The 23,815-nt window shown below is 60.6% G+C and carries 13 protein-coding genes; 3 read left to right on the forward strand and 10 right to left on the reverse strand.

The window, feature by feature from the left end:
- The first annotated feature begins 728 nt into the window (after positions 1-728).
- Positions 729-3,032 (forward strand): ATP-binding protein, encoded by a 2,304-nt coding sequence (locus ACTG4K_RS10485; protein ID WP_439114382.1) that lies wholly within the window; start codon positions 729-731, stop codon positions 3,030-3,032.
- A gap of 49 nt (positions 3,033-3,081) precedes the next feature.
- On the opposite strand, the gene ACTG4K_RS10490 is transcribed toward ACTG4K_RS10485, so the two are convergent.
- From ACTG4K_RS10490 to ACTG4K_RS10505, 4 genes are all read right to left on the reverse strand, one after another.
- The gene (locus tag ACTG4K_RS10490) at positions 3,082-3,576 is read right to left on the reverse strand and encodes a spore coat protein U domain-containing protein (RefSeq protein ID WP_439114156.1); all 495 of its coding nucleotides are present in this window, start codon (positions 3,574-3,576) and stop codon (positions 3,082-3,084) included.
- Positions 3,577-3,643: 67 nt separating this feature from the next.
- Positions 3,644-3,916: a hypothetical protein gene (locus tag ACTG4K_RS10495; RefSeq protein ID WP_439114157.1), complete on the reverse strand. Its 273-nt coding sequence runs from the start codon at positions 3,914-3,916 to the stop codon at positions 3,644-3,646.
- A gap of 94 nt (positions 3,917-4,010) precedes the next feature.
- Positions 4,011-4,364: a hypothetical protein gene (locus ACTG4K_RS10500; RefSeq protein WP_439114158.1), complete on the reverse strand. Its 354-nt coding sequence runs from the start codon at positions 4,362-4,364 to the stop codon at positions 4,011-4,013.
- A gap of 37 nt (positions 4,365-4,401) precedes the next feature.
- The gene (locus tag ACTG4K_RS10505) at positions 4,402-4,977 is read right to left on the reverse strand and encodes a hypothetical protein (RefSeq protein WP_439114159.1); all 576 of its coding nucleotides are present in this window, start codon (positions 4,975-4,977) and stop codon (positions 4,402-4,404) included.
- Between the two features lie 165 nt (positions 4,978-5,142).
- On the opposite strand from ACTG4K_RS10505, the gene ACTG4K_RS10510 reads away from it, so the two are divergent.
- Both ACTG4K_RS10510 and ACTG4K_RS10515 read left to right on the forward strand, forming a co-directional pair.
- On the forward strand, positions 5,143-5,760 hold the full coding sequence (locus ACTG4K_RS10510) for a response regulator (RefSeq protein WP_439114160.1): 618 nt from the start codon (positions 5,143-5,145) through the stop codon (positions 5,758-5,760).
- 700 nt (positions 5,761-6,460) lie between these two features.
- On the forward strand, positions 6,461-12,436 hold the full coding sequence (locus ACTG4K_RS10515) for a peroxidase family protein (protein WP_439114161.1): 5,976 nt from the start codon (positions 6,461-6,463) through the stop codon (positions 12,434-12,436).
- A gap of 530 nt (positions 12,437-12,966) precedes the next feature.
- Here the strand turns inward: ACTG4K_RS10515 and ACTG4K_RS10520 are convergent.
- The 6 genes from ACTG4K_RS10520 to ACTG4K_RS10545 form a co-directional block, all read right to left on the reverse strand.
- Positions 12,967-16,659, reverse strand: a complete 3,693-nt coding sequence (locus ACTG4K_RS10520; RefSeq protein WP_439114162.1) for a VCBS domain-containing protein — start codon at positions 16,657-16,659, stop codon at positions 12,967-12,969.
- Positions 16,660-16,770: 111 nt separating this feature from the next.
- Positions 16,771-17,079 carry a hypothetical protein gene (locus tag ACTG4K_RS10525; protein ID WP_439114163.1) on the reverse strand — a complete coding sequence of 103 codons (309 nt, stop codon included), beginning with the start codon at positions 17,077-17,079 and terminating at the stop codon, positions 16,771-16,773.
- A gap of 229 nt (positions 17,080-17,308) precedes the next feature.
- Positions 17,309-19,249, reverse strand: a complete 1,941-nt coding sequence (locus ACTG4K_RS10530) for a TolC family protein (protein WP_439114164.1) — start codon at positions 19,247-19,249, stop codon at positions 17,309-17,311.
- Between the two features lie 227 nt (positions 19,250-19,476).
- Positions 19,477-20,742, reverse strand: a complete 1,266-nt coding sequence (locus tag ACTG4K_RS10535) for a glycosyltransferase (protein WP_439114165.1) — start codon at positions 20,740-20,742, stop codon at positions 19,477-19,479.
- Between the two features lie 76 nt (positions 20,743-20,818).
- On the reverse strand, positions 20,819-21,523 hold the full coding sequence (locus tag ACTG4K_RS10540) for a response regulator transcription factor (RefSeq protein WP_439114166.1): 705 nt from the start codon (positions 21,521-21,523) through the stop codon (positions 20,819-20,821).
- A complete protein-coding gene (locus ACTG4K_RS10545) occupies positions 21,520-23,520 on the reverse strand; it encodes a sensor histidine kinase (RefSeq protein ID WP_439114167.1) in 2,001 nt (666 codons plus the stop codon). Before ACTG4K_RS10545 ends, ACTG4K_RS10540 begins: the two co-directional genes overlap by 4 nt.
- Positions 23,521-23,815: the final 295 nt, after the last annotated feature.

The raw sequence follows: 23,815 nt of genomic DNA on the forward strand, positions 1-23,815 counted from the left end.
GCGCCCTGCGGTGTCTGAACACCGCACCGTGTTGACTTCACGGGCTCAACGCTGTTTGTATTTTTGACGGTGTTGGCGGTGTTGCCTTGGTTCGCGCTTGTAACGGCGTTGTTGCCAGGGCCCGCTCTCGCCCGCGCGCCTGCTCTTCTGCAAGTTCAACAGCTCACCCGCTCACCCGCTTATTGGCCAACGCGCGCCCGCCGCCTGCCCGGTGGTGCCTGGCGCTGAAGCGCGTGGGGGCGTCTGCGCGCGCCAGCAGGTCGCTGGCCTCTGAACGTTGACCGTTGATCGTTGACCGTTGACCGTTGACCGTTGATCAAAACGCCAAGCATTCCTTGGTGGGGCTTGGGTTGAGTACGCTCAATGGCGCGCTTCCATAACCCTTACTTTGCCCATATTTCCGACGAATGGTTGTGAACTGTTGGGTGAATACTTGGATAATGATAAGGTATACAAATGTTATTTAAAGTGCTCAATTGGTACTTTTTGTTACGTTTCTGGTGCTGTGCCATCTTGGGTTGCCTACAAACTGACCTCATCTGCCGACCGATGGGGTGTTTGCGTAGGCGCAAGGTGTGGGTCGGGTGCCGCGCGGCGCGGGAGCCTCTGGCCTGCGCGTGTTGAGAGGGGTGCTGTCGCGTGCCAAGCCGCAGGGGTACGGTGCATGCAACGGTGTCGGGTGTCATGCGGCCGCTCGGAGTGGCCAGCCAAATTGAAAGTGTGTCTTGATGTTTCGTGATTCGAACAATGGTGAAGCCCACAAGCTCACCGTTGAAGCCCAAAAGCTCGCGTTTGCTTACCAGACGGCGCTAGACCGCGTGAAAAAGGTGGAGGCGCGCGAGTCGCGCCTGGTCGACGAAATTGAGCGGTTGAACATGGAGATTGACCGCATCAAGAATTCCAGCCGCGTCGAAACCGACAGCCGGTTGCGGGCCGAGGAGGCCTTGGACGAAACCCGGGAGCGGCTGGAGATTGCGGTTGAAGCCAGCGGCTTGGCCCTGTGGGATTTTAAAGAGCCGTTCAGCGACTTCTACCTCACGGCACGCTGGGGCGAGATTTTGCAAGAGGTGGCGCTGGAAGGCTCCTGGAGCACCGAGCAGTTGAAGCAGCGGGTCCATCCCGACGACTTCCCCATGATCGAAAAGGGCCTGGGGAAACTGATGGCGGGCTACATCAGCCGTGGGGTGGTGGTGTTTCGGTTTCGGGCGGCGCAGCGGTGGATCTGGCTCGAATCGCATGGCACCGTTTCACAGCGCAACGCGGCAGGGAAACCCATTTGCATGACCGGCACCATTGCCGATGTGACGCAGCGCGTGGAAAACGAAGCCCGCCTTTCAGAAGCCCGCCTGTTGGCAGAGAAAAACAGCCAACTGAAAAGTGATTTGATCGCCAGTATCAGCCACGACATTCGAACACCGCTCAATGCCCTGATGGGTTTGAATTCGGTGCTGCTGGACTCGGACATCAACAAAGACCAGCGCCATTGGCTGGAATTGATGCAGCAATCGACCGAAAATCTGTTGAAGATTTTGAACGATCTGTTGGACCTTTCGCGCATTGAGGCGGGCCGGCTGGAGCTTTCGATTGAGCCTTTTGTATTGAAACGTTTCCTGGACCAGAATTTTGGGTTGTTTGAACAACAAGCCCGCGCGAAGGGTTTGACGTACACGCAGCTTCAGTCTGAAACGCTCCCGGTCACGGTTCGGGCCGATGCGGTTCGCATTGGGCAGGTGTTGAACAATTTGTTGTCGAACGCCGTGAAGTTCACCGGCCAGGGCGGGGGCGTTAGCCTGAGCAGTGCGCTGGAGCAAACGGCAGACAGCACGCGGCTGACGTTTGCCGTGCGCGATTCCGGTATTGGCATTCGGCCCGAATCGCTGAACAAGTTGTTCAAAAACTTTTCCCAGGCCGACGCATCAATCGCCGGTCGCTACGGCGGCAGTGGCATGGGCTTGGCCATTTGCGCACGGCTGGTGGAGCTGATGGGGGGGGACATCCGGGTTGAAAGCAAGCTCGGCGAGGGTTCAACCTTCTTTGTGTCCATTCCTATTGACGCGGTGCAGCACCCGGCGCCCAGCGCGCTCCCGGTGGTGGCGCCCGCCAGCGCCGAGCCTGCCGGGGCGGCCGGCGGCGCGGTGTTTGCCGGTGTGCGGGTGCTGCTGGCAGAAGACCAGCCGATCAATGAAATGCTGATGCTGCGCGTGTTGTCTTCGCTCGGGTGCGACACCACGGTGGCACACAACGGGCTGGAGGCGGTGGCAGCGTGGGAGCAGGGGGGTATTGACCTGATCTTGATGGATGTGCAGATGCCGGAATGCAACGGCATGGCGGCTGCCGAACGCATTCGGGCCTTGGAGCGCGCGGGCGGTGGCGCGGTGGCGCCGGTGCCTATTTTGGCCCTGACCGCCAACGCCATGCAGGGCGACCGCGATCGCTGCCTGGCGGTGGGCATGAACGGCTATGTGACCAAGCCGGTGCAAAAAACGGTGTTGATCAACGAGATGAAGCGCTTGCTGGGGGTGTGCCAACACGGCCAGGAAAAGCGCGCCGAGCCCGCAGAGCCGAGCCGCGAAAAGCGCCGCGAAAAGAGCTTCGTGGTGGCCCCCGCATCTGCACTGGCCAAGGCCAAGGCCAAGGCAAAAACCAAAGCGTCCGCAACGGCCAAGGCACCCGCGTCCACGCAGGCCCCCGGCGCACCCCGAAAGGCCATGGCCATACCCGAAGCGCCCGCCACCGATGCCACCTTGTCCCAAGACATTTTGGCCATGCTGCCGGCCATTTTGAAGGACATCCAGACGCGCGCCGACGCCATTGACCAGGCCCTGCGCACCCAAGATGTCGACACCATTGGGCGGGAACTGCACAACCTGCAGTCCAGTCTGGGCTACATCGGCGCGGCCCGGGGCATTCGGCTGTGCCGCGGCCTTGAAATGGCTGCGGGGGCGGGGGAATGGGGCTTGTTTCAGCGCGCGCAACCCCTGTTGCACCAAGAGCTGGCACAGATTGCGACCCAGTACCAGCTGATCCAATAAGCTCAGCCGCGCAGGCTGCCCAGGCAGGGCGGCCGCCGCTTTGTGGGGTTTATTGGTAGACCAGGCTCATGGTCATTTCGCGCCGGTAGGCGCCGGCGGGTGCGTTCGGGCCCACCGTGAGCCGGGCGTGAAAGGGCAGCTTGACGGTGGTCTCGGTTTCGGCGGCGATCCAGTGTTGCGCCCGCAAGGCAAACCGGGCGTGCGCTGAACGGCCCAGTGGGTGCCGCTTGGCGGCGTCGTGAAACAGCTCCAGCTGGATCACCGATTGTTTCTCTTGCGCGTGGCGCAAGGGGCGTTCGGCGGGCGCCGGGTCAAACGCGACCAGGGCGACTTGTTGGTGCTCGGCGCTGGGGTTGATGCACACCACCGACAGCTCGCCCTGGCCGTGTTGCGGCGCGCCCTCCACCGGGTTGATGGGTTCAAAGTACACGTCGATGCTGGAGATGGCGCACTGCACGCCATTGGCAAAGCTTGGGGTGGGTGCCCAAGCCAACCAAGCGAGCAGGCAAAGCCAGGCGCGGCCCAGCGGTCTGGAAACGGTCATGCGAAAACGGGGTGTTGCGTACGAGGGGCCGAAGGCGGGGCGGGGGGGCGCAGCCGTGCGCCGACCACTACAAAATGAAGGCGTAAAGCACACCCAGGATCGACAGCACGAGGGCCCAGGTGATGCCATCAAAACCGGTGTCGGTCGAGGGAGCGTCGTGGATGTTGTTGTGGCGGTTGTCGTGGCGGTCGTTGTGGCTGCTGCCGCGCGAAGCCGCCCGCGGCGGTTGCACACGTTCGCCGGGGCTTTGTTGGCCTCGGCCCCCGGGGCGGTGCCCCAGGTGCTGCACCAGCCCCGCCGCGCGCATTTTTCGCCGGTTCAGTTTCAATGAAAGTCGCATGATCGGTTGACCTTTGCCGTTAAGCAGCCCAGTCCGTAGAAACCCAAGGCATGGCATTGAAAGGCATTCATTGGCGTCGGCATGGCGGTGGCGGCTACGCTTGGGTCGTGCCAATGGCGCCAAACAGTTCGTTGGGGTCAATGGCGCCGCGCTTGTCGCCCTTGGTCACCACGTCCAGCGTGCCCGGCATCTTCGGGTCGTACAGCCAATAGTAATTTTCCGTTTCACCACGGGTTGCATTCACAATGCCGCCGGCCACCCCAAAGAGACATTGCGCTGCCTCGTCACCCGATAAAAGGTCTTCCAGGTAAAAGTCGATGTCGTCGAGGGTGATCCAATGCTGCAATGGCAGCGCGCCAATTTTGTAGCGCCGGCGAATCGGATGGCCTGCGGCATCCCGGACGCTGCTTTCGCAAACAGCAAACCCAGCGGCTTGGTGGTGATTCATAAACGTGCGACAGCGTTGGTGGGCTAAAAACCGCGACCTAATGGACTTTTCGTTGGGCGGCAACCGGTGGTTTTTGATCGCCGCTGCCCGTTCTCTGTATTTCTTCCCAGATGGAACGGATGTAGATTTTGATAAATTGGCTGTTGCTCACCACCTGCCCCAGGTCATTGAAGGAAATGGGTTGCTGCTGAAGATCCAAAATAATCACCTCAATGCCGCTTTTCCACACATGCTCCAAAGCCGCGGTGAATGCGGCGGTGCAGTCGGGCGACAGCGCGCCCAGCGTGTCCACCACCAACACATCTAGCCCGGCCTGTTTGAGCCGCCGCGCATTGAGCTTGAGCTTGATCATGGCCGAGCGCATTTCGCGCTGCTGCCCCACCGGGTTGAACCCGCGTTCGGTGTCAAAAACCGCCAGCGAAGCCCCCTTGAGCTTCGGCGCAACCAGCTTCTCCAGCTGCGTTTTGCGCAAGCTGTGGCGCGGGCGCTGCGCCAGCAGCATGGAAGCCTGGAGGTACGTGACGGTTGGGGCTTCTTTCGCCTGCGCAGCACGCGCCGAGCCCGCGCGCCAAGTGGATGAAGGCGCCGGCTGCTGGCTGAGTTGGTTTTGCATGTGCTCGCTCTGTTAGGCCGCCAAGCCCCTTGTAAGGGCGTGGCACATTTGTGGAATAAATACCTAAATCACCAAATATGCTTGGTTTTTGGCATATTTTACCGCCTAAAAGATTGGAAAACATGGGTATATTGTTTTTTGTATTGGTCCTGCTTACAATGTGCTATGAGTACTAAATTTCACCAATCTGCGCCAGAAACCTCCGACGAGGTCTGTGGTACTTTGTATGCATCCAAGCTGCTGGGCTTGTCGGTGGGCTCGGTGCAGGCACTGGTCGAGCGCAACGAGCTGGACGCCTGGAAGACGCAGGGCGGGCATCGGCGCATATCCATGCAGTCCATTCGCGCCTACCAGCGCCTGCACGGCAAGGCCGAAACCCATCACCGCAGCGACCTGGTGCGCATCCTCATCGTCGATGACGACGCGGCCTCGCTGGAAATGTTCAAGGCAGCCATTGCCTCGTGGAACCTGCCGGTGGACTGCACCACCATGACCTCGGGGCTGGAGGCCATGATCGACATCAGCGCGCTGCGCCCCGATCTGCTCCTGACCGACCTGAACATGCCCGGGGTTGATGGCTTCGAGTTGCTGCGCACCCTGCGCAGCAACCCCACGTTTGCTTCCCTGATCGTGGTGGCCATGAGCGGACTCTCCACAGAAGACATCACCGAAAAAGGTGGCTTGCCCCCCAAGACCATCACGCTGAAAAAACCCATCGACTTGCGCTGGCTGAACGGTTTTCTCTCAGCCCTTGCCGCCGCACGGCAGCTCAAATCGTTCTGACTCTCCCCAGCGTCACAGCCCCCGGGGGGTAGGCTGCGACGAACACACCCGCATGGCGCCGCATGCGGGCTCAGCGGGCAGCGCTGTTCACAAGGCGCACGCTTCGCCTCCCATCCCCCCTCCATTGCCCCAGCCCACTGATGTCTTGAATCCGTTCGGGCTGAGCCTGTCGAAGCCCCTGCAACCCAACGACCGGCTTGGGGTGAACGGCCCGTAACGGTTCACACACCCAAGCGCCTAAGCAATAGGCGCGTACGCGCTGGGTGGCGGGCCTGCGGGCCTGCTGGCTTGCGCCTTTTGCCCGTCAATTCGTGACCTGGCCACCGCAAGCGCGTGCTTGGCCTTTGTGCGCCACACGTTGCCCGCCTTCCCCGTTGACGCCCCCCGCTCGCGAATGGGCGGTGCCATGGCGGCGCCCCCGGTGCTTCTTGACACCTGCTACTGCGACCACCCGGTCCAAGTGGGGCGGAAAGTCGGCGTGGCTTCTAACCAACAACACCGCTCCACCGGCAAGCGCTCCCGGAGGGCGGGCCTTTGCCGTTACACGCCTGTTGGGAATTGTGAGGTTTATTACGGTTCATGACTAAAATCAACAGAAGTGCAAGTTAATGAAGCTAATATGTCAAACTGACAGGTAACAAGGCGTGTACGCGTCCCGCCCTGGCCCAGCAACCGAAACACCATTCAACCCTTCACGACCATGAAACTGATCCAGTCCGACCTCGACTTCATCTTTGCCCAGCTCACCTTGCCGGGCAACGATCCCCGCAACGCGCCGCTGGGCACCGTGCTGGACCCGACGGGTATTCGCGATGTGCAGGGTATCGGCAACAACATCGCCAACCCCACCTGGGGCGCGGCCGATCAGCCTTTTGAGCGGCTGACCGGCTCTGTGGAGCTGCCGACGTCCACGCCGACCACGTCGCCTTTGACGGGGACGCCTCCGGTGACGTCGGCCCCTCCCGGTTTCAATATCGCCGATTTCGACCCGATCGACCCTGCAACCTTCCCTGCGGTGGACCTGCGTGCGCCGGGCTCCGAGCAGTTTTTGACGCGTGGCAACAACATCACCATCCCGATCACGGACATCACCTCGCCCCGGGAGATCAGCAATCTGGTGGTCGATCAGAGTTCGGATGCGCTCGCCGCCATCGGTTATGTGACGCCTGGTGAACAGAAGCTGGCGGTCCTGGACGACCCCAGCACCACGCCAGAGGGACGCCTCAACCCCTTCACCGGCAACGTGAACCCGCTGCCTTACAGCACGTTCACGACCATGCTGGGTCAGTTTTTTGACCACGGTCTGGACTTCGTGCGCAAAGGCGTGGATGGCAGAATTCAAATCGATTTGTTGCCCAGCGACCCTCTGTACAACGATCCACGAGGGTTCGGCGCCAATTTCATGACGGCGTCTCGCACCAACACGGTGCAGGTGAGCATCGGTGTGGAAAGCAGCGACGCCTTGTTGGGCAAACTGGGTCTCACCGAAGGCCGCTTTTTCGAACCGGTCACCGTGACCCCGGGCGCGGTGGGCGCCGACGGCGGCGTGTTGATGATCAACAAGGTGGCGATCAACATCGCCAACAACCGAAGCTTGGCCAATGTGGCGGCTGACATCAATGCCCAGACAGGTCTCACGGGTGTTGTGGCTAGCGTGAACGGAAGCGATCTGACCCTGACTGCCTCGGGTGAAAGCATCAACACGGTTTCGCCTTTTATCGATTTGAGCCAGACCTACGGCTCACAGATCAGCCACACCGTTTTTCTGCGCGAGTACGATGCGAACGGCAAGGTGACCGGGGCGCTGGTGAGCGGTTCCGTGGACGGTGCCAGCTCCTTGGCTACCTGGAAAGACGTGAAGGCCAACGCGTTGAACATCGGCATCACGCTCAACGACAAGGATGTGTTGGACATTCCCTTGGTTCGTCTGAACGCCGACGGCTCCACCTTTTTTGACAGCAATGGCGACGCCTGGTTGATTGCGCGCCACAAGGTGAGCGGTGCCGTGTATTTCGTGCAAAACACGGACATCGCTCTCAACACGGTGATTTTGCAGGCCAACGGCCAGGCTGTTGCCGGCGGCAACCTGGCCACCGTTCGCGGTGAGTTGGTGTTGCAAACCATGGGCCATGCGTTTTTGGACGACATGGACCGCTCAGCGAACCCCAGCAGCCCCAGCTACAACAGCGCGCTCTTGGGTGACCACTTTATCGCGGGCGATGGGCGCATCAACGAGAACATTGGCCTGACCGCCATTCAGGAGGTATTTCACGTCGAGCACAACCGGCTGCTGAACGACATCACCGGTTTCATGACGGCGGTGAACACACCCAGCATCGTTGTCGGTAATTCAGGCAACAACTTGATCGCTGACCTGGGGTTGGCTGAAAACACCACTTTCACGTCGGGCGTGCTGGGTACGGCTGTGGTGGGTAGCGGAACCGTGCGTGGCGGTAACCTGGTGTTCAACAGCACAACCATCGCGATTGCCAATGGCTCCACGCTGGACCAGGTGGTGGCGGCTGTCAACGCTGCCAATGCGACAACGGGTGTGGCCGCGGTCAACAACGGCGGGCGTCTGGAACTGTTGACCCAGTTCTACAACGACGTGCATGGCAACGTTTGGACAGGCGAGATGCTGTTCCAGGCCGCCAAGCTGGTCAACGAGATGGAATACCAGCACATGATTTTTGGCGAGTTTGCGCGCAAGCTCAGCCCGAACATCACCCCGTTTGGCGTGTACGACGTCACCATCGACCCTTCGATCAAGGCCGAGTTCGCCCATGCGGTCTACCGTTTCGGCCACTCGATGCTCACGGATACGGTGGGAATGACCGAGTTTGATCCCACCACTGGTTTGTCGACGGGCGAAGACAAGAGCGTTGGTCTGATTTCGGCCTTCCTGAACCCCAGGATCTACACCGATACCACCGCAGGTGAGTTCGCCATTGGTGGTTCGCAGCAGGTGGGTAACGGCATTGACATTTGGGTGACCGATGCCTTGCGCAACAACCTGGTGGGGATGCCGCTGGATCTGGCCACGCTCAACATGACACGCGCCCGCGATGCCGGCATGCTGAGTTTGAACGGTGTGCGCGCGGATCTGTTTGCGCAAACGGGCAATGCAGCACTCAAGCCATACGACAGCTGGCTCGACTTCCAGAGCAAGATGGTGCACGAAGAGACGCTGGTCAACTTTGTGATGGCCTACTCGCGTGACACCGTGTTGACGCTGTTTGGCGAGGCCCCGGATGGAGCGACCGGTACCGGTGACGGGGGTGCCTTCACCATTGCTGACTGGGATGCGTTGCGCGTCAGCGAGGTCGAGGCCGAGCAAATGCAGTACGCCGTCGGTCTGCGTGCTGCCGGTGAAAAAGCCATCGCCGATGGCGCCTTTATGGAGTACGACCAGGGCATCAACGCGGTCGACTTCTGGCTCGGCGGCCTGGCCGAGGCCAAGGTGCCGGGCGGCATGCTCGGCTCCACCTTCGACTTCATTTTTGCGCTGCAGATGATTGAGCTGCAAAACGCAGACCGCTTCTACTACCTGAACCGCCTGGGTGGCACCAACATGCTGGCCGAGATTGAGGCCCAGCTGTTTGCTGACGTGGTAATGCGCACCACCGGTGTAGAAAACCTTTACAAAGACATTTTTTCGGTGCCCGATGCGACCCTTGAGATGTCAGCACCGACCGACAAGATCTTCCAGTTTCAGCTGGACCTTAAAAATGCAACGGTGGATCAAGTGGATGTACACGGTGTCACCCAAAAGGTGGGCACCGCCGGCTGGGTGTATTCCGCTGCCACCGGCTGGACGTTCTACGGCAACCAGGGCGATTACCTGGACGCCCGCGGCTTGTTGAATGCCAACGGTTCCGGCAATGCGAGTGAAGTGATTGGTGGCACCGCCACCAACGATCGTATTCACGGCGGTGGCGGTAACGACACGGTTTGGGGCAAAGCGGGCGACGACACCATTGAGGGCGGTCGAGGCAACGACTTCTTGCACGGTGAAGCTGGTAACGACACCATCACCGACGAGGAGGGTGACGACTGGATCTGGAGCGGCGACGGCAATGACACCGTCAACGCAGGCGCCGGGCTGGACAACGTGTTTGGTGGCGACGGCGACGACTTGATTATTGGTGGCACGGGCGCTGACATCCTCGACGGTGGTGCCGGCAACGATGTGATCTACGGCGACAACATGTTGGTGGGCACCAATGTGGACGGATTTGCCGACGCCGATATCTTGACCGGCGGTGAAGGCAACGACACCTTGTACGGCGGCCAGGGCAATGACGCGCTGGACGGCGGCGAAGGCGATGACGTTCTGATCGGTGGCCCCGGCTTTGACGCCATGGTGGGCTGGACCGGCAACGACACGTTCATCATGGACAAGTCGGACACCGGTTTTGGCAACGTCATGGACGGTGGCCTGGGCTTTGACACGGTGGACTACACGGCCAGCAACCCCAACCTGGTGCTGGACATCAATGGTGTTCAACAGCAAACAGGCATTTGGGTCAACCTGAGCCTGGCACCGGCCACCCTGACCCCGACCGACGTGTTCATCAATGTTGAAAAAGTCATTGGAACGACGTACAACGACACGCTGGAAGGCGGCGCCCTGATCGTCAACGTGTACCTGAACGGCGCTAACGGCCTGCCCACCAACACGCTCGACCTGCTGGCCAGCACCGGCTTGAGCCAGGGCTTTGTGGTGAAAGACGTGTTTGGCGAACCCCTGGTCACCACCTTGCCCGACGGCAGGCAGAGCCTGGTGGCCATGGACATGTGGCTGGACGGTGGCGCTGGCAACGACATGGTGCGCGGCGGTGATGGCAATGACACCCTGGTGGGTGGCGTCGGCACAGACACCCTGAGCGGTGGCCTCGGCAACGATGTGTATGTGGTTGACAGCAACAACGACGTGATCATCGAAGGCCTTGAACTCGACGTACTGGGCAACCCCGTGCTGGACATCGACGGCAACACCATCGCGTTGCTGCCTGAGCTGCAGAGCATTGATCGCATTGAAACCAGCCTGGGCAGCTACAGCTTGGCGCCAGCCAGCCGGGCGTTCATTGAAAACCTGACCTACACCGGTAGCGGTGCTTTTGATGGCACCGGCAATGCATTGAACAACATCATTACCGGCGGCTCGGGCAATGACACCTTGAACGGTGGTACGGGCACAGACACGCTGGTCGGTGGTCTGGGTGATGACACTTACACGGTCGACAGCAACCAAGATGTCATCACAGAGAACGCCAACGAAGGCACCGATCTGGTGAACGTCAGCATCAGTTACACCTTGGGCGCGAATTTGGAAAATCTGACGCTCTCAGGCAACGCAGGCAACAGCGGTACTGGTAATGAACTGGCGAACGTGATCACCGGCAACGGGGGTGCCAACTTGCTCAGCGGTGCGGACGGCGCCGACACACTGAACGGTGGTGGTGGCAACGACACGCTGGTGGGTGGTGCAGGTCTCGACTCTCTGGTGGGTGGCACGGGCAACGATGTGTATGTGATCGGTGACGAGGTTGACGACGACATCATCACTGAGAGTGCAAACAACGGCGGAACCGATACGGTGCAGTCCACCCGCAACACCTATGTGCTCACGGCGGCCAACGTGGAGAACTTGACCTTTACGGGCACTGGAAACTTCAGGGGCACCGGCAGCGATGGGGCCAACGTGGTTACCGGCGGCGCTGGCAACGACACGCTGGACGGTGGCGCAGGCAACGACACCTTGGTGGGCGGCGTTGGCAACGACCGCATGATTGGCGGCCTGGGAGCGGACAGCCTCAGCGGTGGTGCTGGTATTGACGTGTTTGTCTACAGCAACGTGAACCAAAGCGGCACCACGAACGGTACCCGAGATGTGATCACCGATTTCACGCGCGGTCAGGATCTGATCGATCTCTCTGGGATTGGGACCTTCACTTTCATTGGGACCAACAACTTCACGGCTGCAAACCAGTTGCGCTACGAGACGACTGGCGGTCAGACGTTGATTCAGGGCAATACCGTGGGTAACGGCGGTGCTGAGTTCTCGATCGCTCTGACCGGTGCTACCGCGTTGTCTGCTGCCGACTTCATTGGGATCGCTGCGGGCGGCCCAACGCCACCTGCACCCAACAATGGAGCGGTCGCGGGTCAAACATTCACCGGCACCAACCGCGGTAACACCTTGAATGGTGATACCGGTAACGACACAATGAACGGTAACGGCGGTAATGATGTGCTGAGCGGTCATGGCGGTAATGACACGATCAACGGTGGCACGGGCAACGACGTGATCAATGGTGGCCTGGGTGCCGATGTGTTGACAGGTGGTACGGGTAGCGATTTCTTTGTTTTCGATACTGCGCTGGGCGGTGACAACGTTGATCGAATCACCGACTTCTCTAACGCACGCCGAAATGATGACACGATCCGGCTTGAAAATGCTGTGTTCACATCACTGACCCAAACGGGTACTTTGAGTGCAGCCGCATTCCGATCGGGTGCTGCTGCGGTGGATGCCGACGATCGGATCATTTACAACAGCCAGACCCGCGAGATTTTCTACGATGCCGATGGCGTGGGTGGTGCAGCGCAAATCTTGTTTGCGACACTGGACAATGCGGTTACGTTGACACGTACCGATTTCGTGGTGATCTAAGCCTCTAAGCCTCTAAGCCTGTTAGAGCTTTAAACGATAAAAGCCGGTTCTCTGAACCGGCTTTTTTTATGGGCTTTGAAAAATGGTCTAAGCTTGCAAAAATGCAAGCCATCCCCAAGGTGGGAGAGCTATGCATTTGGGCTTGTTTTACCGCCTGTCTCTGGTGTATTTGCGAGCAATAAATGGACGTTATGCAATTCACACAGACCGTGATGCTGATGCACACGGACTGCCAGTCCTAACGTGTCGCTTAATGCCCGCTCGTAGGGCTGAATGACAAAAGGGAAACGCTGGTTGATCTGATCGTCTTGCCGGATGGGGGGACGCAGGCGTTCTTGCGTTGTACAGAGCCTCATCCTATTGGGTGCCGCTGTGATACCCATACATCCGCCCGTCTATCGGAGGCGGTCATAGCGACAAATGCTGGAGAAAAAATTCCAAAAAAATGCCCTCTGATACAGAGTATCAGAGGGCATGGGCTTTGGGATCAAAGCCGATCGCTGGCAAAGCCAGCGGGACTGTCTACCGGTTTATACAGGCATGACGGTAAAGCTGACGTTATCAGCTGAGAATTCACCGATGCTGGTGCTGTAGAAATGGGCCATGTGCGTGAATTCGCTGGCTTGCAACACACCGTCGCCACTGTCAGTAGCATGATAGAGATGGGTGCTGCCACTTTCTTCAACCAGGAAGAACAGCTTGGCGCCTTCTGCTACGCCGGCAATACCATCGATAGTACTTTCAGGATTATTCAACCAAGTATGCAAATTAAAGGTGGCAGCATCCATGGCAATCACAGCCGCGTTTTGGATATCATCGCCCTCCAAGAGCAATGTATCTTCGCCTTCGGTCAGTAGTGCATTCGAGATAAAGAAAGTCTCTTCAGCGTCCAGCTCGGGATGGGCGTCGCTGCGATCGAGTACGATTTTGTGGTCTTCATCAAAATGCACCACCGTATCGTAGCCATTGTCTTCGGCCGCAGAAAACTCCACGCTGCTGTATTTGGCGTTAAGTACCAGCAGATCATCGCCTTCACCGCCAACGAGGTTCACTCCCTCCGCCCCTGCAAAAAGCAGATCGTTGCCTTCACCGCCTTCAATCGTTTTTGTAAACTTTGACCCAACGATCAGATCGTTGTCGTTCGTTCCATTCAGCAAGCCATTGGCTTCCGTTGCCGTGGTTGAACCAATACGGTAACTGCCGTTTTCTGGAAAGAAATTTTCGTCGCAAGCATCCAGAACTTCCGACTCACTGTTTGACAATTGGTAGCCAGCGAAGCTGGAGTTGGGGTCGAAGTGTACATACTCAATGGCTGCAAGACCTTGACCCTCTGCTGGCGTGGTGAGAAAGTGGTTCTTGATGGTGACTTCAATGCTGTCCATGCCAGGGCGGTCGAATTCAATCACCAGATCGTCGTGGTGCCGCTCAACTTCCAGCTCATTCAGCTCACCCAGATCGTCCAGGTCAAGGATGTCAAAGCTTTTGCCGGGGGTGGTCCCATCGCCTGGGTATACATAGGAGCCGTCATTGATAACGATGCATACTTTCCCGTCATCGGGGGGGGCCACTTTCACATTGTCGCCGTAGGGATAAGGTTCCTCGAGAGACGGTTCTTGGAGCATGGTCTTCAGGCCGTAATAGGTATCGGGAGTACCAGCCTGCACGTCCGGCAACACACGTTCGATGGTGAGCGTCTTGATGTCGCTGTTGACCGAACCATCGTATGCCACCACGTCAACCTGGTAGCTGGCCGATGCCAAATCGTATTGGCCCAGGCCAGCCTTGCTCTCGCCCAGCTCAGTCAGGCTGATATTGCCGGTTAAGGTGTTGATGCTGAAGAAACCGTTTTCGGAGGTGTCGCGTCGCTCACCACCCACCAGAAAATGGTAACTGAGCTCGTCAGTTGCATCGACGTCATCAGCTTCCGCAACGGCGCAACCGATCTCGCCAGCCATAGCATTCACCGCAAGGTACACGGTGTCTTCTTCAAGAGTAAGCGTAGGCTGATCGTTGGTACCGGTGATGGTGATGGTCACCAGCTGGTCTGCGTAGGCACCCTTGTCATCGGTCACGCGAACCGTGTAGGTCACCTCAACCGAATCATCCTCGTCCAGTGCCTGAGTGGCCTCCAGCGTGTTGTCCAGCGTGTAAGTCCACACGCCCGTCTCGGCGTTTACCGCAAACGTGCCGTACGTCGCATTCGGCGTCTCATCCACGATGCTCCAGGCTTGGGTCGCGTCAGCGTCCACGTCGCTGGCCGTCAGGGTGCCCGTGGCACTGACCGTGCCATCGACCACATCGCCGTCGTCGTCATGACCCGCTTCTGTGACGCTGCCCGCAGCAGCCGCTGCCAGGTTGGTCACCACCGGCACATCGTTCGTACCGGTGATGGTGATGGTGACGGTCTGGTCGACATAGGCGCCGAACTCGTCGGTGACGCGAGCGGTGTAGGTTTGGGTGTCGCTGCTGCCTTCCTTGAGGGCCTGGGTGGCTTGCAGTGTGTTGTCCAGCGTGTAGGTCCACACACCGGTCTCGCTGTTGATTGCGATGGCGCCGTAGGTGGTCGAAGGCGTTCCCTGAATGCTCCACACATGACCTGAAGATTGATCTACGTCGGTGGCGCTGAGCGTGCCGCTGACCGTGCTGGTGCCGGCCACTGGGGTGCCGTTATCTTCATGACCGGCTTCGGTGACGCCGCCAGCCAGCTCGACCAACTCGTTGGTGACCACAGGCACGTCGTTGGTGCCGGTGATCGTGACGGTGATGTCTTGCTCGACGTATGCGCCGAACTCGTCGGTGACGCGAGCGGTGTAGGTTTGGGTGTCGCTGCTGCCTTCCTTGAGGGCCTGGGTGGCTTGCAGTGTGTTGTCCAGCGTGTAGGTCCACACACCGGTCTCGCTGTTGATTGCGATGGCGCCGTAGGTGGTCGAAGGCGTTCCCTGAATGCTCCACACATGACCTGAGGATTGATCTACGTCGGTGGCGCTGAGCGTGCCGCTGACCGTGCTGGTGCCGGCCACTGGGGTGCCGTTATCTTCATGACCGGCTTCGGTGACGCCGCCAGCCAGCTCGACCAACTCGTTGGTGACCACAGGCACGTCGTTGGTGCCGGTGATCGTGACGGTGATGTCTTGCTCGACGTATGCGCCGAACTCGTCGGTGACGCGAGCGGTGTAGGTTTGGGTGTCGCTGCTGCCTTCCTTGAGGGCCTGGGTGGCTTGCAGTGTGTTGTCCAGCGTGTAGGTCCACACACCGGTCTCGCTGTTGATTGCGATGGCGCCGTAGGTGGCTGACTGCTCACCTGCGATGCTCCAGGTCAACACGGCGCCGTTGTCCACGTCGGTGGCGCTTAGCGTGCCGCTGACCGTGCTGGTGCCGGCTACTGGAGTGCCGGTGTCTTCATGACCGGATTCGCTGACACCGCCCAAGCGAGCAGCACCGGCATTTGATACCACCGGAACATCGTTGGTACCGGTCACGGTGATCACAAACGACGCGGTATCGGTTGCGCCAGGGGTGTCGGTGACCACATAGGTGACGGTGATTTCTCGCGTTTCACCCTGTGCCAGCGACTGGTAGGCATTTCCCGTGGCGTCGAAGCTCCAGGCGCCGTTTTCGTTGATGGTCAGACCGGGAATCGGGTCTCCCACCAGGCTGTAGGTGGTTCCAAGGTCGATGCCATCGGGATCGGTGGAAGTCAATTGGCCACTGATCACGGACCCGTCTTCGACGGCATTTTGGGCCGTGGTGAACGTGGCGACTGGCGCCGTATTGCTACCGCCATCTACCAGCAACAGGCTGGGGGTGAAGGCGAGAGGACTGAGAGCGCCCACCGCACCGGCGGCGCCCGCACCTGCTGCGCCGGCGGCACCAGCACCAGCGGCGCCTGCTGCGCCAGAACCAGCCGCACCCGCGCCGGCGGCTTCAGCTGCTGCTGCAGCAGCAGCTTCTGCGCCCGCGCCCGCGCCAACCGCCTCTGCCTGCGCCATCTGCCATTCTGGTGAATCGCTGACGACTTCTGACAGTTCGTCCAGCGCCTCTTCTTCACCGGGTTTTTTCAGAACCTTGGGCACCACTTTGGGCAACGATTGGTTGAACCGCGTCAGGGCTTCAAGATCTGCGCCCTGGATGTCGGTGGGCAGGCCTTTGGGCAAGAAGTTCGAAGCGGTTGGGTTTTTTGACAAAACCGGCAAAGACGGGTTCAGTTGCGTGGTGATTTTCATGTCAGAGATTCCTGATCGATGAGCCTGGACGGCGAGGTGTGGATACGTTCGGCGGCTGCCGGGACAACGGGGGGTGGGTGAGAGCGGGGCATGGACACCATGCCCCGGCTATCAGCCGCGAGGGACGCAGTAGTAGCCGCCGTCGGGGAAAGGCTTGCCTTCGAGGTTCATCGCCTTGGGGTGGTACCCGCGTGCCTGGTATTTCACTTTGTCGGTGTCGAGTGCGCTGCAAACCGACTGGCCGCGCTCAAGCAAGCTGTCTGGCACGGGCCCAAAGGCGCTGGGGTTGTCCCAGGTTCGGGCGTCGTTGCGGATCACGATCTGGGGTGGGGTGTCGCTCGGTGCCGCACCGGGCGAGGGGTAGGCGCAACCCGCGATCACAGCGCTCAGGGCGGCCAAGGCCAGCAAACTTTTTTTCATTGGGAAATTCCTTCGTATTTTGTAACCACTAATTTACCATTCTGAACGGTAAATATCAATATTGCTCAAAGTGATATTGTTGCTGTTGCGCCCTTTGGACTTTTGCATTGTGTGAACTACATCACGCAATGCAGGCAATGTCTGGGTGGGCTTGTGGGGTCCAACCGCCCACGGGTGGCGGAGCGCACCGTCTGTGGGGCGTCTGGCGCACCGGTGCCTGACGCTGTGCTCAGTGCGCGGCTGGCAGCTCTCTGGGGTTGCTCCACGACGCCTTGGGCGGGGCCAGGTTGGCCACGGCGGACTCGCCTGGTTGCTGCTGGGGTGGGGCTTGTGTCATTGCCGTTGCGGTTTCGCTGGGCTGTGCGGTTTGCTCCACGGTGGCAGGTGCGACCTCTGGCGTGTGCGGCGCTGCATCGCCAGCGGCTGCCGCTGATGTGTCGGCTGTGGGCGGCGTCTCGGGCATTGCGGGGGCCTTTGCGTCGAGCGGGGCTTGAGCTGCCGGTGATGCGTCTGCCGCGGCGGGGGCCTCTGCTGAAACGGGAGCCTCTGCTGCGGCCACGGTTTCGGCTGCCGGTGATGTGTTGGCTGCGGCGGGGGTCTCTGCCTGTGCCTCTGCGTTGGGTGATGCCTTTGCTGTAACCGGTGCCTCTACTACGACCACGGTTTCGGCTACCGGTGATGCTTCGGCTGCGGCTGCGGCGGGGGCCTCTGCCGGTGCTTCGGCCTTGGGTGATGCCTCGGCTGTGGCCGGGGCCTCGCTCGCTGGCGAAGCAAGCGGTTGGGGGTTTGCTGCTGCGACCGGTGGCACGGGGTGGCTGGTGGTGGCGGTGGGCGTGGCTTCGGGTGCAGGGGCCAGCACGATCTGTTCAGCACTCAACATGCCGGTGGCGATTTGCAGGCGCAGGGCAGAACGCAGCGCGCCCCAGTCTGAGTCGGCGAGCTGGAAGCGCGCCTGGGCCACCTCGCGCTGGGCGTTCAACACATCGTTCCAGCCTTTGCGGCCCACGGCGTACTGCCGGACAAAGGAGTCAAAGACCGAGGTGGTGCTTTGCACTTGGGAGGTGAGGTTGAGCGATTGCTCGTTTTGCGAGCGCAGGTCGGCCCAGTCGGCGGCGATGGCGTCGATGGTGTCGCGTCGGCTGGCTTGTATTTGCGACTCGATGGCTTCGCGTTTGGCTTCGGCCTCGCGCACCGAGGCCATCACGGAAAAACCGGCACCGGTCTGGGCGTCGATGGCGAGGTAGATCTGTGTGTTGGAGCCCACGCGGGTGCGGTTGTGGTCCAGGCGCATTTGCACCTGGGGAAACGCTGCACTGCGGCGCACGGCCATGTCTGCAGAGGCGCCTTGGTATTCGTGCTCCAGACGGCGCAGCACGGGGGAGTAGGCCAGGGCCGAGGCGGTCAATCCGGCCAGGGTTTGGTCGTCCATGCTGCGTTGTGCGGGCAGCGCAATGTCGCTGACGGGCTGGCCGGTGGCCTGGGCCAGGGCCGAGCGGGCTTTGAGGGCCTGGGCTTCGAGCAGGTTCAGTTCGGCCCGGGCCTGCGACAAGCGGGCCGAGGCCTGCACGCTGTCGCTGACGGGGCTGATCTGGCTGTCGACCCGGCGCTGGATCATGCTGGCCAGGCGCTCATGCTCTAGGACGTTGGAGCGGGCCGCGAGCTGGCGGGCCTGCACCCGGCCGAGTTCGGTGAAGGCGGTGGCGACCCGAACCATGATGTCTTGCTGCGCTTGCACGATGGTGGCCTGGGCCTGGCTGATCGCCGCTTGCGCCAGATCGATTTCACCCGTGATGCGACCGCCCGTCCACAGGGGTTGGCTGACCCGCACGGTGGTGTTGCGGGCGCCGTTGGCGTCGCTGCCCGATTGCGCCACCAGACCGGGCAAGCGCTGGCGTTCGGCCACTTCGAGCTTCATTTCTGCGGCTTTGCGGTCGCTGCGGCGTGCGGCCACACTGGGGTGCTGATCCACAGCGGCGCGCAGGGCGTCTTCGAGGCGCAGCGGCGTGGCGTCTGCCGCGTGTACCCCGCCCAGCATCATCAGCCCCGAAAAAACGCCCAGCAACAGTTGCGCGGTAGAGCGGACCACGGGCCGCTGGATTTGCGGTGTCGCTGCGGGCTTGGCGGCCTGGGTCATGAAAGGGATGGAGCGGATGGCAGGGCGACGGGTCATGGGTGTTTACAGCAGGAACAGGCTGCGTTTCTTGGCATGCCCGCAGTGTTAGAAAAATGCTTAAAAGGATAATATTACCAAAAGCCGCTGTTTTCAATTTGGAAAGAGCGGCGCGTGTGGGGCTGGGTTTCCCTGCAACACCCTTGGGGTGCGGTGGATACGGTGCAGGGCGGTGGTTGGATGAAGTGGGTTGTCCCGCTGGGCGGGGCACACAGGCACCTTGGCTGCTAGGCCCTTAGCCGGTCGATCCAGGCCAGTTGTGCCGGGAGACAAACGGTTTTCAGGTCGTAATAGCGCTGGGCGAAGGCCCGGGCTTCGCGGCCCAGCCGGACGCGACTGGAGGGATCGGCCAGCAGGTGGCACACTTCGTTGACCAAGGCTTGGGGATCGAAGAAGTCGACCAGTCGACCGGTGACATCGTGCCGAATCACGTCGCGCAGCGGGGCGGTTTGGCTGGCCACGATGGCGCAGCCCAGGCTCATGGCTTCGAGCAGGCTCCAGGACAACACGAACGGGTAGCTCAGGTACACGTGTACGGTGGAGACCTGCATGAGCGTCACATAGTCTGCGTAGGGCAGTTTCCCGACAAAGTGCACGCGTTGCCAGGCTTCTTGCGGGATTGCTGACTTGACTTCAGCCGCAAAGATGTCTCGCCAACTGCGTTTGCCGTGGACGCGCGGGTCGGGTGGGGGGCCGTAACTGACGCCGTCTGCGCCCACCAGCACCACATGGGCGTGGGGTGCCTGGCGCAACAACTCGGGCAAGGCCCGCATGAACACGTGGTAGCCGCGGTAGGGCTCCAGGTTGCGGCTGACAAAGGTGATCACCGTGTCTTGCCGGGTCAGCTGGTGCACGGTGCCGTTGGCTTTGTTGAGCGCCAGGCTGGCACCGGCCTGTGGTGCGAGTCGCGTGGTGTCGATGCCATCGTGTATGACGGTGATTTTTTCTCGGAATGGGGCCGGAAAGGTGCTTGCTTGCCATTGGGTTGGGCTGATACCCAGGTCGGCGGTTTCAAAGTGGAGCTGGTTGTTGGTGTTCTTCAGCCGGATGCGCGCGCTGTCGCTGCCCAGGTCGCCGCCGTTGGGAAACTCGGGGTCGAAGTTCAGGTCGGCACCCTGCGCTTGGTAATAGAACTCGCAGTAAATGCCCAGACGCGCGTTGGGCCACACGTCTTTGATGAACAGGCTTTCCCCCCAGCCGGGGTGGGCCACGATCACGTCGGGCTGAAAACCGGTGCGCTGCAGTTCCCGTGCCGCACGGAAGCAGGCTTGGCCGCGCAACACCTTGGTGTTGAGGTCGGACAACCAGGGATGCACGCCGGTGGGGGGCTGCACTCCGTCGACCTGGTAGGGCCAGAGTTGCACGCCTTGCCACTCGCGAACGGTAGTCTTTTGCATCATCAAGGCCACTACCCGGTGGCCTTGGCTGGCCAAGGCCGGTGCCAAAAACTTGAACTGACCAGGGAAGTTTTGGTGAATAAAAAGAATGTTCATGTGGCTTGAATAGGGGGGCCCGGTGTGCAGCGCAAAGGGGTGGCGGCGTTTGGGGAGGTGTGGATTCTGGTTTGCGCTACGCCGGCTTGATCTGCACCGCAGGGCCCACATAGGCGTACCCCTCGTTGCGCCACGCCACGATGCCGAGCTGGTCGTCAAACGCCATCAGCTTGCTGCGCAAGCGGCTGATCGTGGTGTTGGTTCTCCCGTCGGGGCTGTCCAGAAACTCAATGCCGAGCGCGGCGACGACGTCGCTGCGGGCGCAGGTTTCACCCGCGCGCTCAACCAACACGGTGAACACCCGGGCGTCCTGGGGCGTGAGGATCAGGCTGCGGCCGTCGGGGGCTTGCAGTTGGCGCAGATGTTTCAGAAACAACCAGCCTTTGCGCTCGTCTTGCGCCGGTTTGACCCGCCGCACCAGGGTGCGGATGCAGGCCGTCACCTCGCGCCGGTCCACGGGCTTGATGAGGTACAGGTCGGCACCGCTTTCCAGGCCCTTGAGCTTGTCTTGGAGCTGATCACGGGCCGACATGATGATGATGCCCATGCGGTCGCGGTCGGTCAGTCGGCGGGCGATGGAGAAGCCGTTTTCTCCAGGCAGGTTGATGTCCAGGATCAGCACATCGCAGGGCGCGACCTGGAGCAGCTGCGCCAGTTCGTGCGCGTCGTTGGCGGTGCGCACGTCAAACCCTTCCAGGTCCAATTGAAAGCTGAGCTCTTCGCGCAAGATCTGGTTGTCTTCAACCAAGATGACACGGATCAGGTCTTCGACCACTGTCATGCGACTCCTCCAGGAATAAAGATGGCGACGCAGGTCCAGCGGTCGGCATGGCTTTGCACTTCAACGGTTCCACCGTGTGCCTTGGCCACCTGCTGCACCAGCGGAAGACCCAAGCCGGCACCGGCGACGTTGTTGTGCTCGTCGCGGCGCCAGTATTTAACGAACATGTTTTCTCGATCGAGTGCGCTGAGTTCGGGCCCCTGGCTGCACACGCAGAGCTCAACCCCGCCACCGCGCACACCCTCGACCTTGAGATGGACCGTGCTGCCGGAATCGCCGTATTTGCGGGCGTTGTCGAGCAGGTTGCTGATGGCCACGCGCAGCATGTCGGGGTCGGCGCTGAGGGGCGGGGGTGCATCAAAGCCGTGCATCACCAGCGTGCCAGGTCGGCCGGCCACCAGCCAGGTGCCGTGCGGCAGGCGCGCTGGCGGTGCGTTGTCCATCACCACCTCGTGCAAGCGCAGGGTTTCTTCCAACCACTGCGGCCACACCACCGGTTGCCGTTTGGGAAGCCAGCTGCTGTCTTCCATGCGTTCGCGCGACAGCGCGTCGTTGCACAAGTGGGTCAGCCGCGCCACGGCGGCACGGATGCGCTGGTGGCGCCGCTGTACCTCGGGCACTTCGGCGCCGGGCAGCAATTCCAGGCTCTGGGTGGCCGAGTCGATGATGGCCAGTGGCGTGCGCGCTTCGTGGCCAAACATGGCCAAAAACTGCATCAGGCCGTGGCGCTGTACCCGTTCGGCATCTGCCTCCATGCGCGCCGCCAGCGTCTCGTTTTTCAGGTCTTGCTGCTCTTTCAGGCTCAGCACGATGTGCAGGTGCGTCAGCAGCAACTGAATCACCAGGCCAAGCTTGGGCACCGCCAGAATCCAGGGGTAGACCGGGATCCAGCCGAGCACGACAAAAACCGGTGTTTTTTCCAGTGCGGTGAAGGCAAAGAAACTGGTGAAAAGCACCCAGCTTTGCCAGGTGCGCAGGGCGAGCGCCTGTTGCAGGCTCACGCCCAGCAGCAGCATGCCCAGTATGAAATGAGCGATCCAGAGCAGGGTGCTCACGGGTGTCAGCCACTGTGGATCCAGCGCGAGCAGCGAAACCCCCAGCAGCAGCATGGCCATCTGTTTCAAGGCGCTGGCCAGCTGTGGCAGACGGGTTTTCAAGCTCAAAATTTCAACCGAAAACACGGTGGTGGCCGCAATCATGAAGCCGAACGCCATTGCTGCGAGTGAGGCGTTGAGCTCAGGCCGTTCCGGCAACAGCCACATGCTGGCCTGGCCGTCGATGAAAAAATACAACAGCAAGAAACTCGCGATGTAGAACGCAAAATTGCGGTGCACGGGGTCTCGGGTGCTGAACCAGTTGATCATGGCCAGGAGCAGCATCAAGGTGCAGGCGCCTGCGGACACGCCCTTGCGCAAGGTGTCGCGCAATATCTCCAGGCCCATTTCCCGGTCGGACGCGAGCATCACATGGGTGAGTGCGGGCAGCGCGGTGCTGACTCTCAAGTACACCCGTATCTCTGGGTGGTCGAGCCTTAAATAAAAGTGTGGCGGAGAGCCTGAATGGGTTTGTTCTGCCAGCGGAACCGACAGGCCCGCGCGCTGCACGCTGCCGTCGGGGTGGTAAAGCCGTGCTTCGCCAATGAGGGCCGGTGTGAGCAGCAGCCAGGCATCGACGCCAATGAGTGCCTCAGGAACCTGCAAGTCAAGGCGCAACCACTGCACCGGTGTCCGATTGCCTGCGCGTTCGTCGCCCGACGAAATGTGAAAAGCGTTGGCAGCCAAGAGCTCGTCCAAGCTGCGTTGCTGCGTAGGGTCCTCGGCCACAGCAACTGTGCTGGTGACGCCAGGCAGGCCAGCAATCTGCAACCAGTGGGAGGGCGTTGCACTGGCCTGCGCCGGTGCCAGCGCTGCAGCCAGCGCAACCAGCCACGAAAAGGTCCGAAGCACAGAGAACAACATCTGCGAGCGGGCTACCAGAGGCAAAAAAGCTCGGTACATACAGGGAAGCCGTGTGCTGTTTTTGGGAGGGAACCTCATGGCTTCGCCATTGGCCTGGACTCAGGGAAAGACCATGGTCGCTGGGGCGCGACATTGGTCGGTTGCGGTGTTCCGGCCAGCCCGAAGTTGAAAAGTATTAAATACGTAAAAGCAATAATACATTACTTTAATAGCCGATAAACCATCAAAAGCATCAAATAAGGTGCGGGTGGTTTTGGTGTGATTTACCGCACCAAAATGCCCCATGGATGTTGTTTTTATTGGTCACCACTGCGTCCGTGCCGCTGCGCCCTGT

Origin of the sequence: Hydrogenophaga sp., from assembly GCF_965657535.1 — a bacterium.
GTDB lineage: Bacteria > Pseudomonadota > Gammaproteobacteria > Burkholderiales > Burkholderiaceae_C > Hydrogenophaga.

Excerpts from the sequence above, each read along its gene's own strand:
- ACTG4K_RS10515 (WP_439114161.1), top strand. The coding sequence starts at position 6,461 with ATGAAACTGATCCAGTCCGACCTCGACTTCATCTTTGCCCAGCTCACC.
- ACTG4K_RS10530 (WP_439114164.1), bottom strand. The coding sequence starts at position 19,249 with ATGACCCGTCGCCCTGCCATCCGCTCCATCCCTTTCATGACCCAGGCC.
- ACTG4K_RS10525 (WP_439114163.1), bottom strand. The coding sequence starts at position 17,079 with ATGAAAAAAAGTTTGCTGGCCTTGGCCGCCCTGAGCGCTGTGATCGCG.
- ACTG4K_RS10535 (WP_439114165.1), bottom strand. The coding sequence starts at position 20,742 with ATGAACATTCTTTTTATTCACCAAAACTTCCCTGGTCAGTTCAAGTTT.
- ACTG4K_RS10510 (WP_439114160.1), top strand. The coding sequence starts at position 5,143 with ATGAGTACTAAATTTCACCAATCTGCGCCAGAAACCTCCGACGAGGTC.
- ACTG4K_RS10545 (WP_439114167.1), bottom strand. The coding sequence starts at position 23,520 with ATGTACCGAGCTTTTTTGCCTCTGGTAGCCCGCTCGCAGATGTTGTTC.
- ACTG4K_RS10495 (WP_439114157.1), bottom strand. The coding sequence starts at position 3,916 with ATGCGACTTTCATTGAAACTGAACCGGCGAAAAATGCGCGCGGCGGGG.
- ACTG4K_RS10485 (WP_439114382.1), top strand. The coding sequence starts at position 729 with ATGTTTCGTGATTCGAACAATGGTGAAGCCCACAAGCTCACCGTTGAA.
- ACTG4K_RS10505 (WP_439114159.1), bottom strand. The coding sequence starts at position 4,977 with ATGCAAAACCAACTCAGCCAGCAGCCGGCGCCTTCATCCACTTGGCGC.
- ACTG4K_RS10540 (WP_439114166.1), bottom strand. The coding sequence starts at position 21,523 with ATGACAGTGGTCGAAGACCTGATCCGTGTCATCTTGGTTGAAGACAAC.
- ACTG4K_RS10520 (WP_439114162.1), bottom strand. The coding sequence starts at position 16,659 with ATGAAAATCACCACGCAACTGAACCCGTCTTTGCCGGTTTTGTCAAAA.
- ACTG4K_RS10500 (WP_439114158.1), bottom strand. The coding sequence starts at position 4,364 with ATGAATCACCACCAAGCCGCTGGGTTTGCTGTTTGCGAAAGCAGCGTC.
- ACTG4K_RS10490 (WP_439114156.1), bottom strand. The coding sequence starts at position 3,576 with ATGACCGTTTCCAGACCGCTGGGCCGCGCCTGGCTTTGCCTGCTCGCT.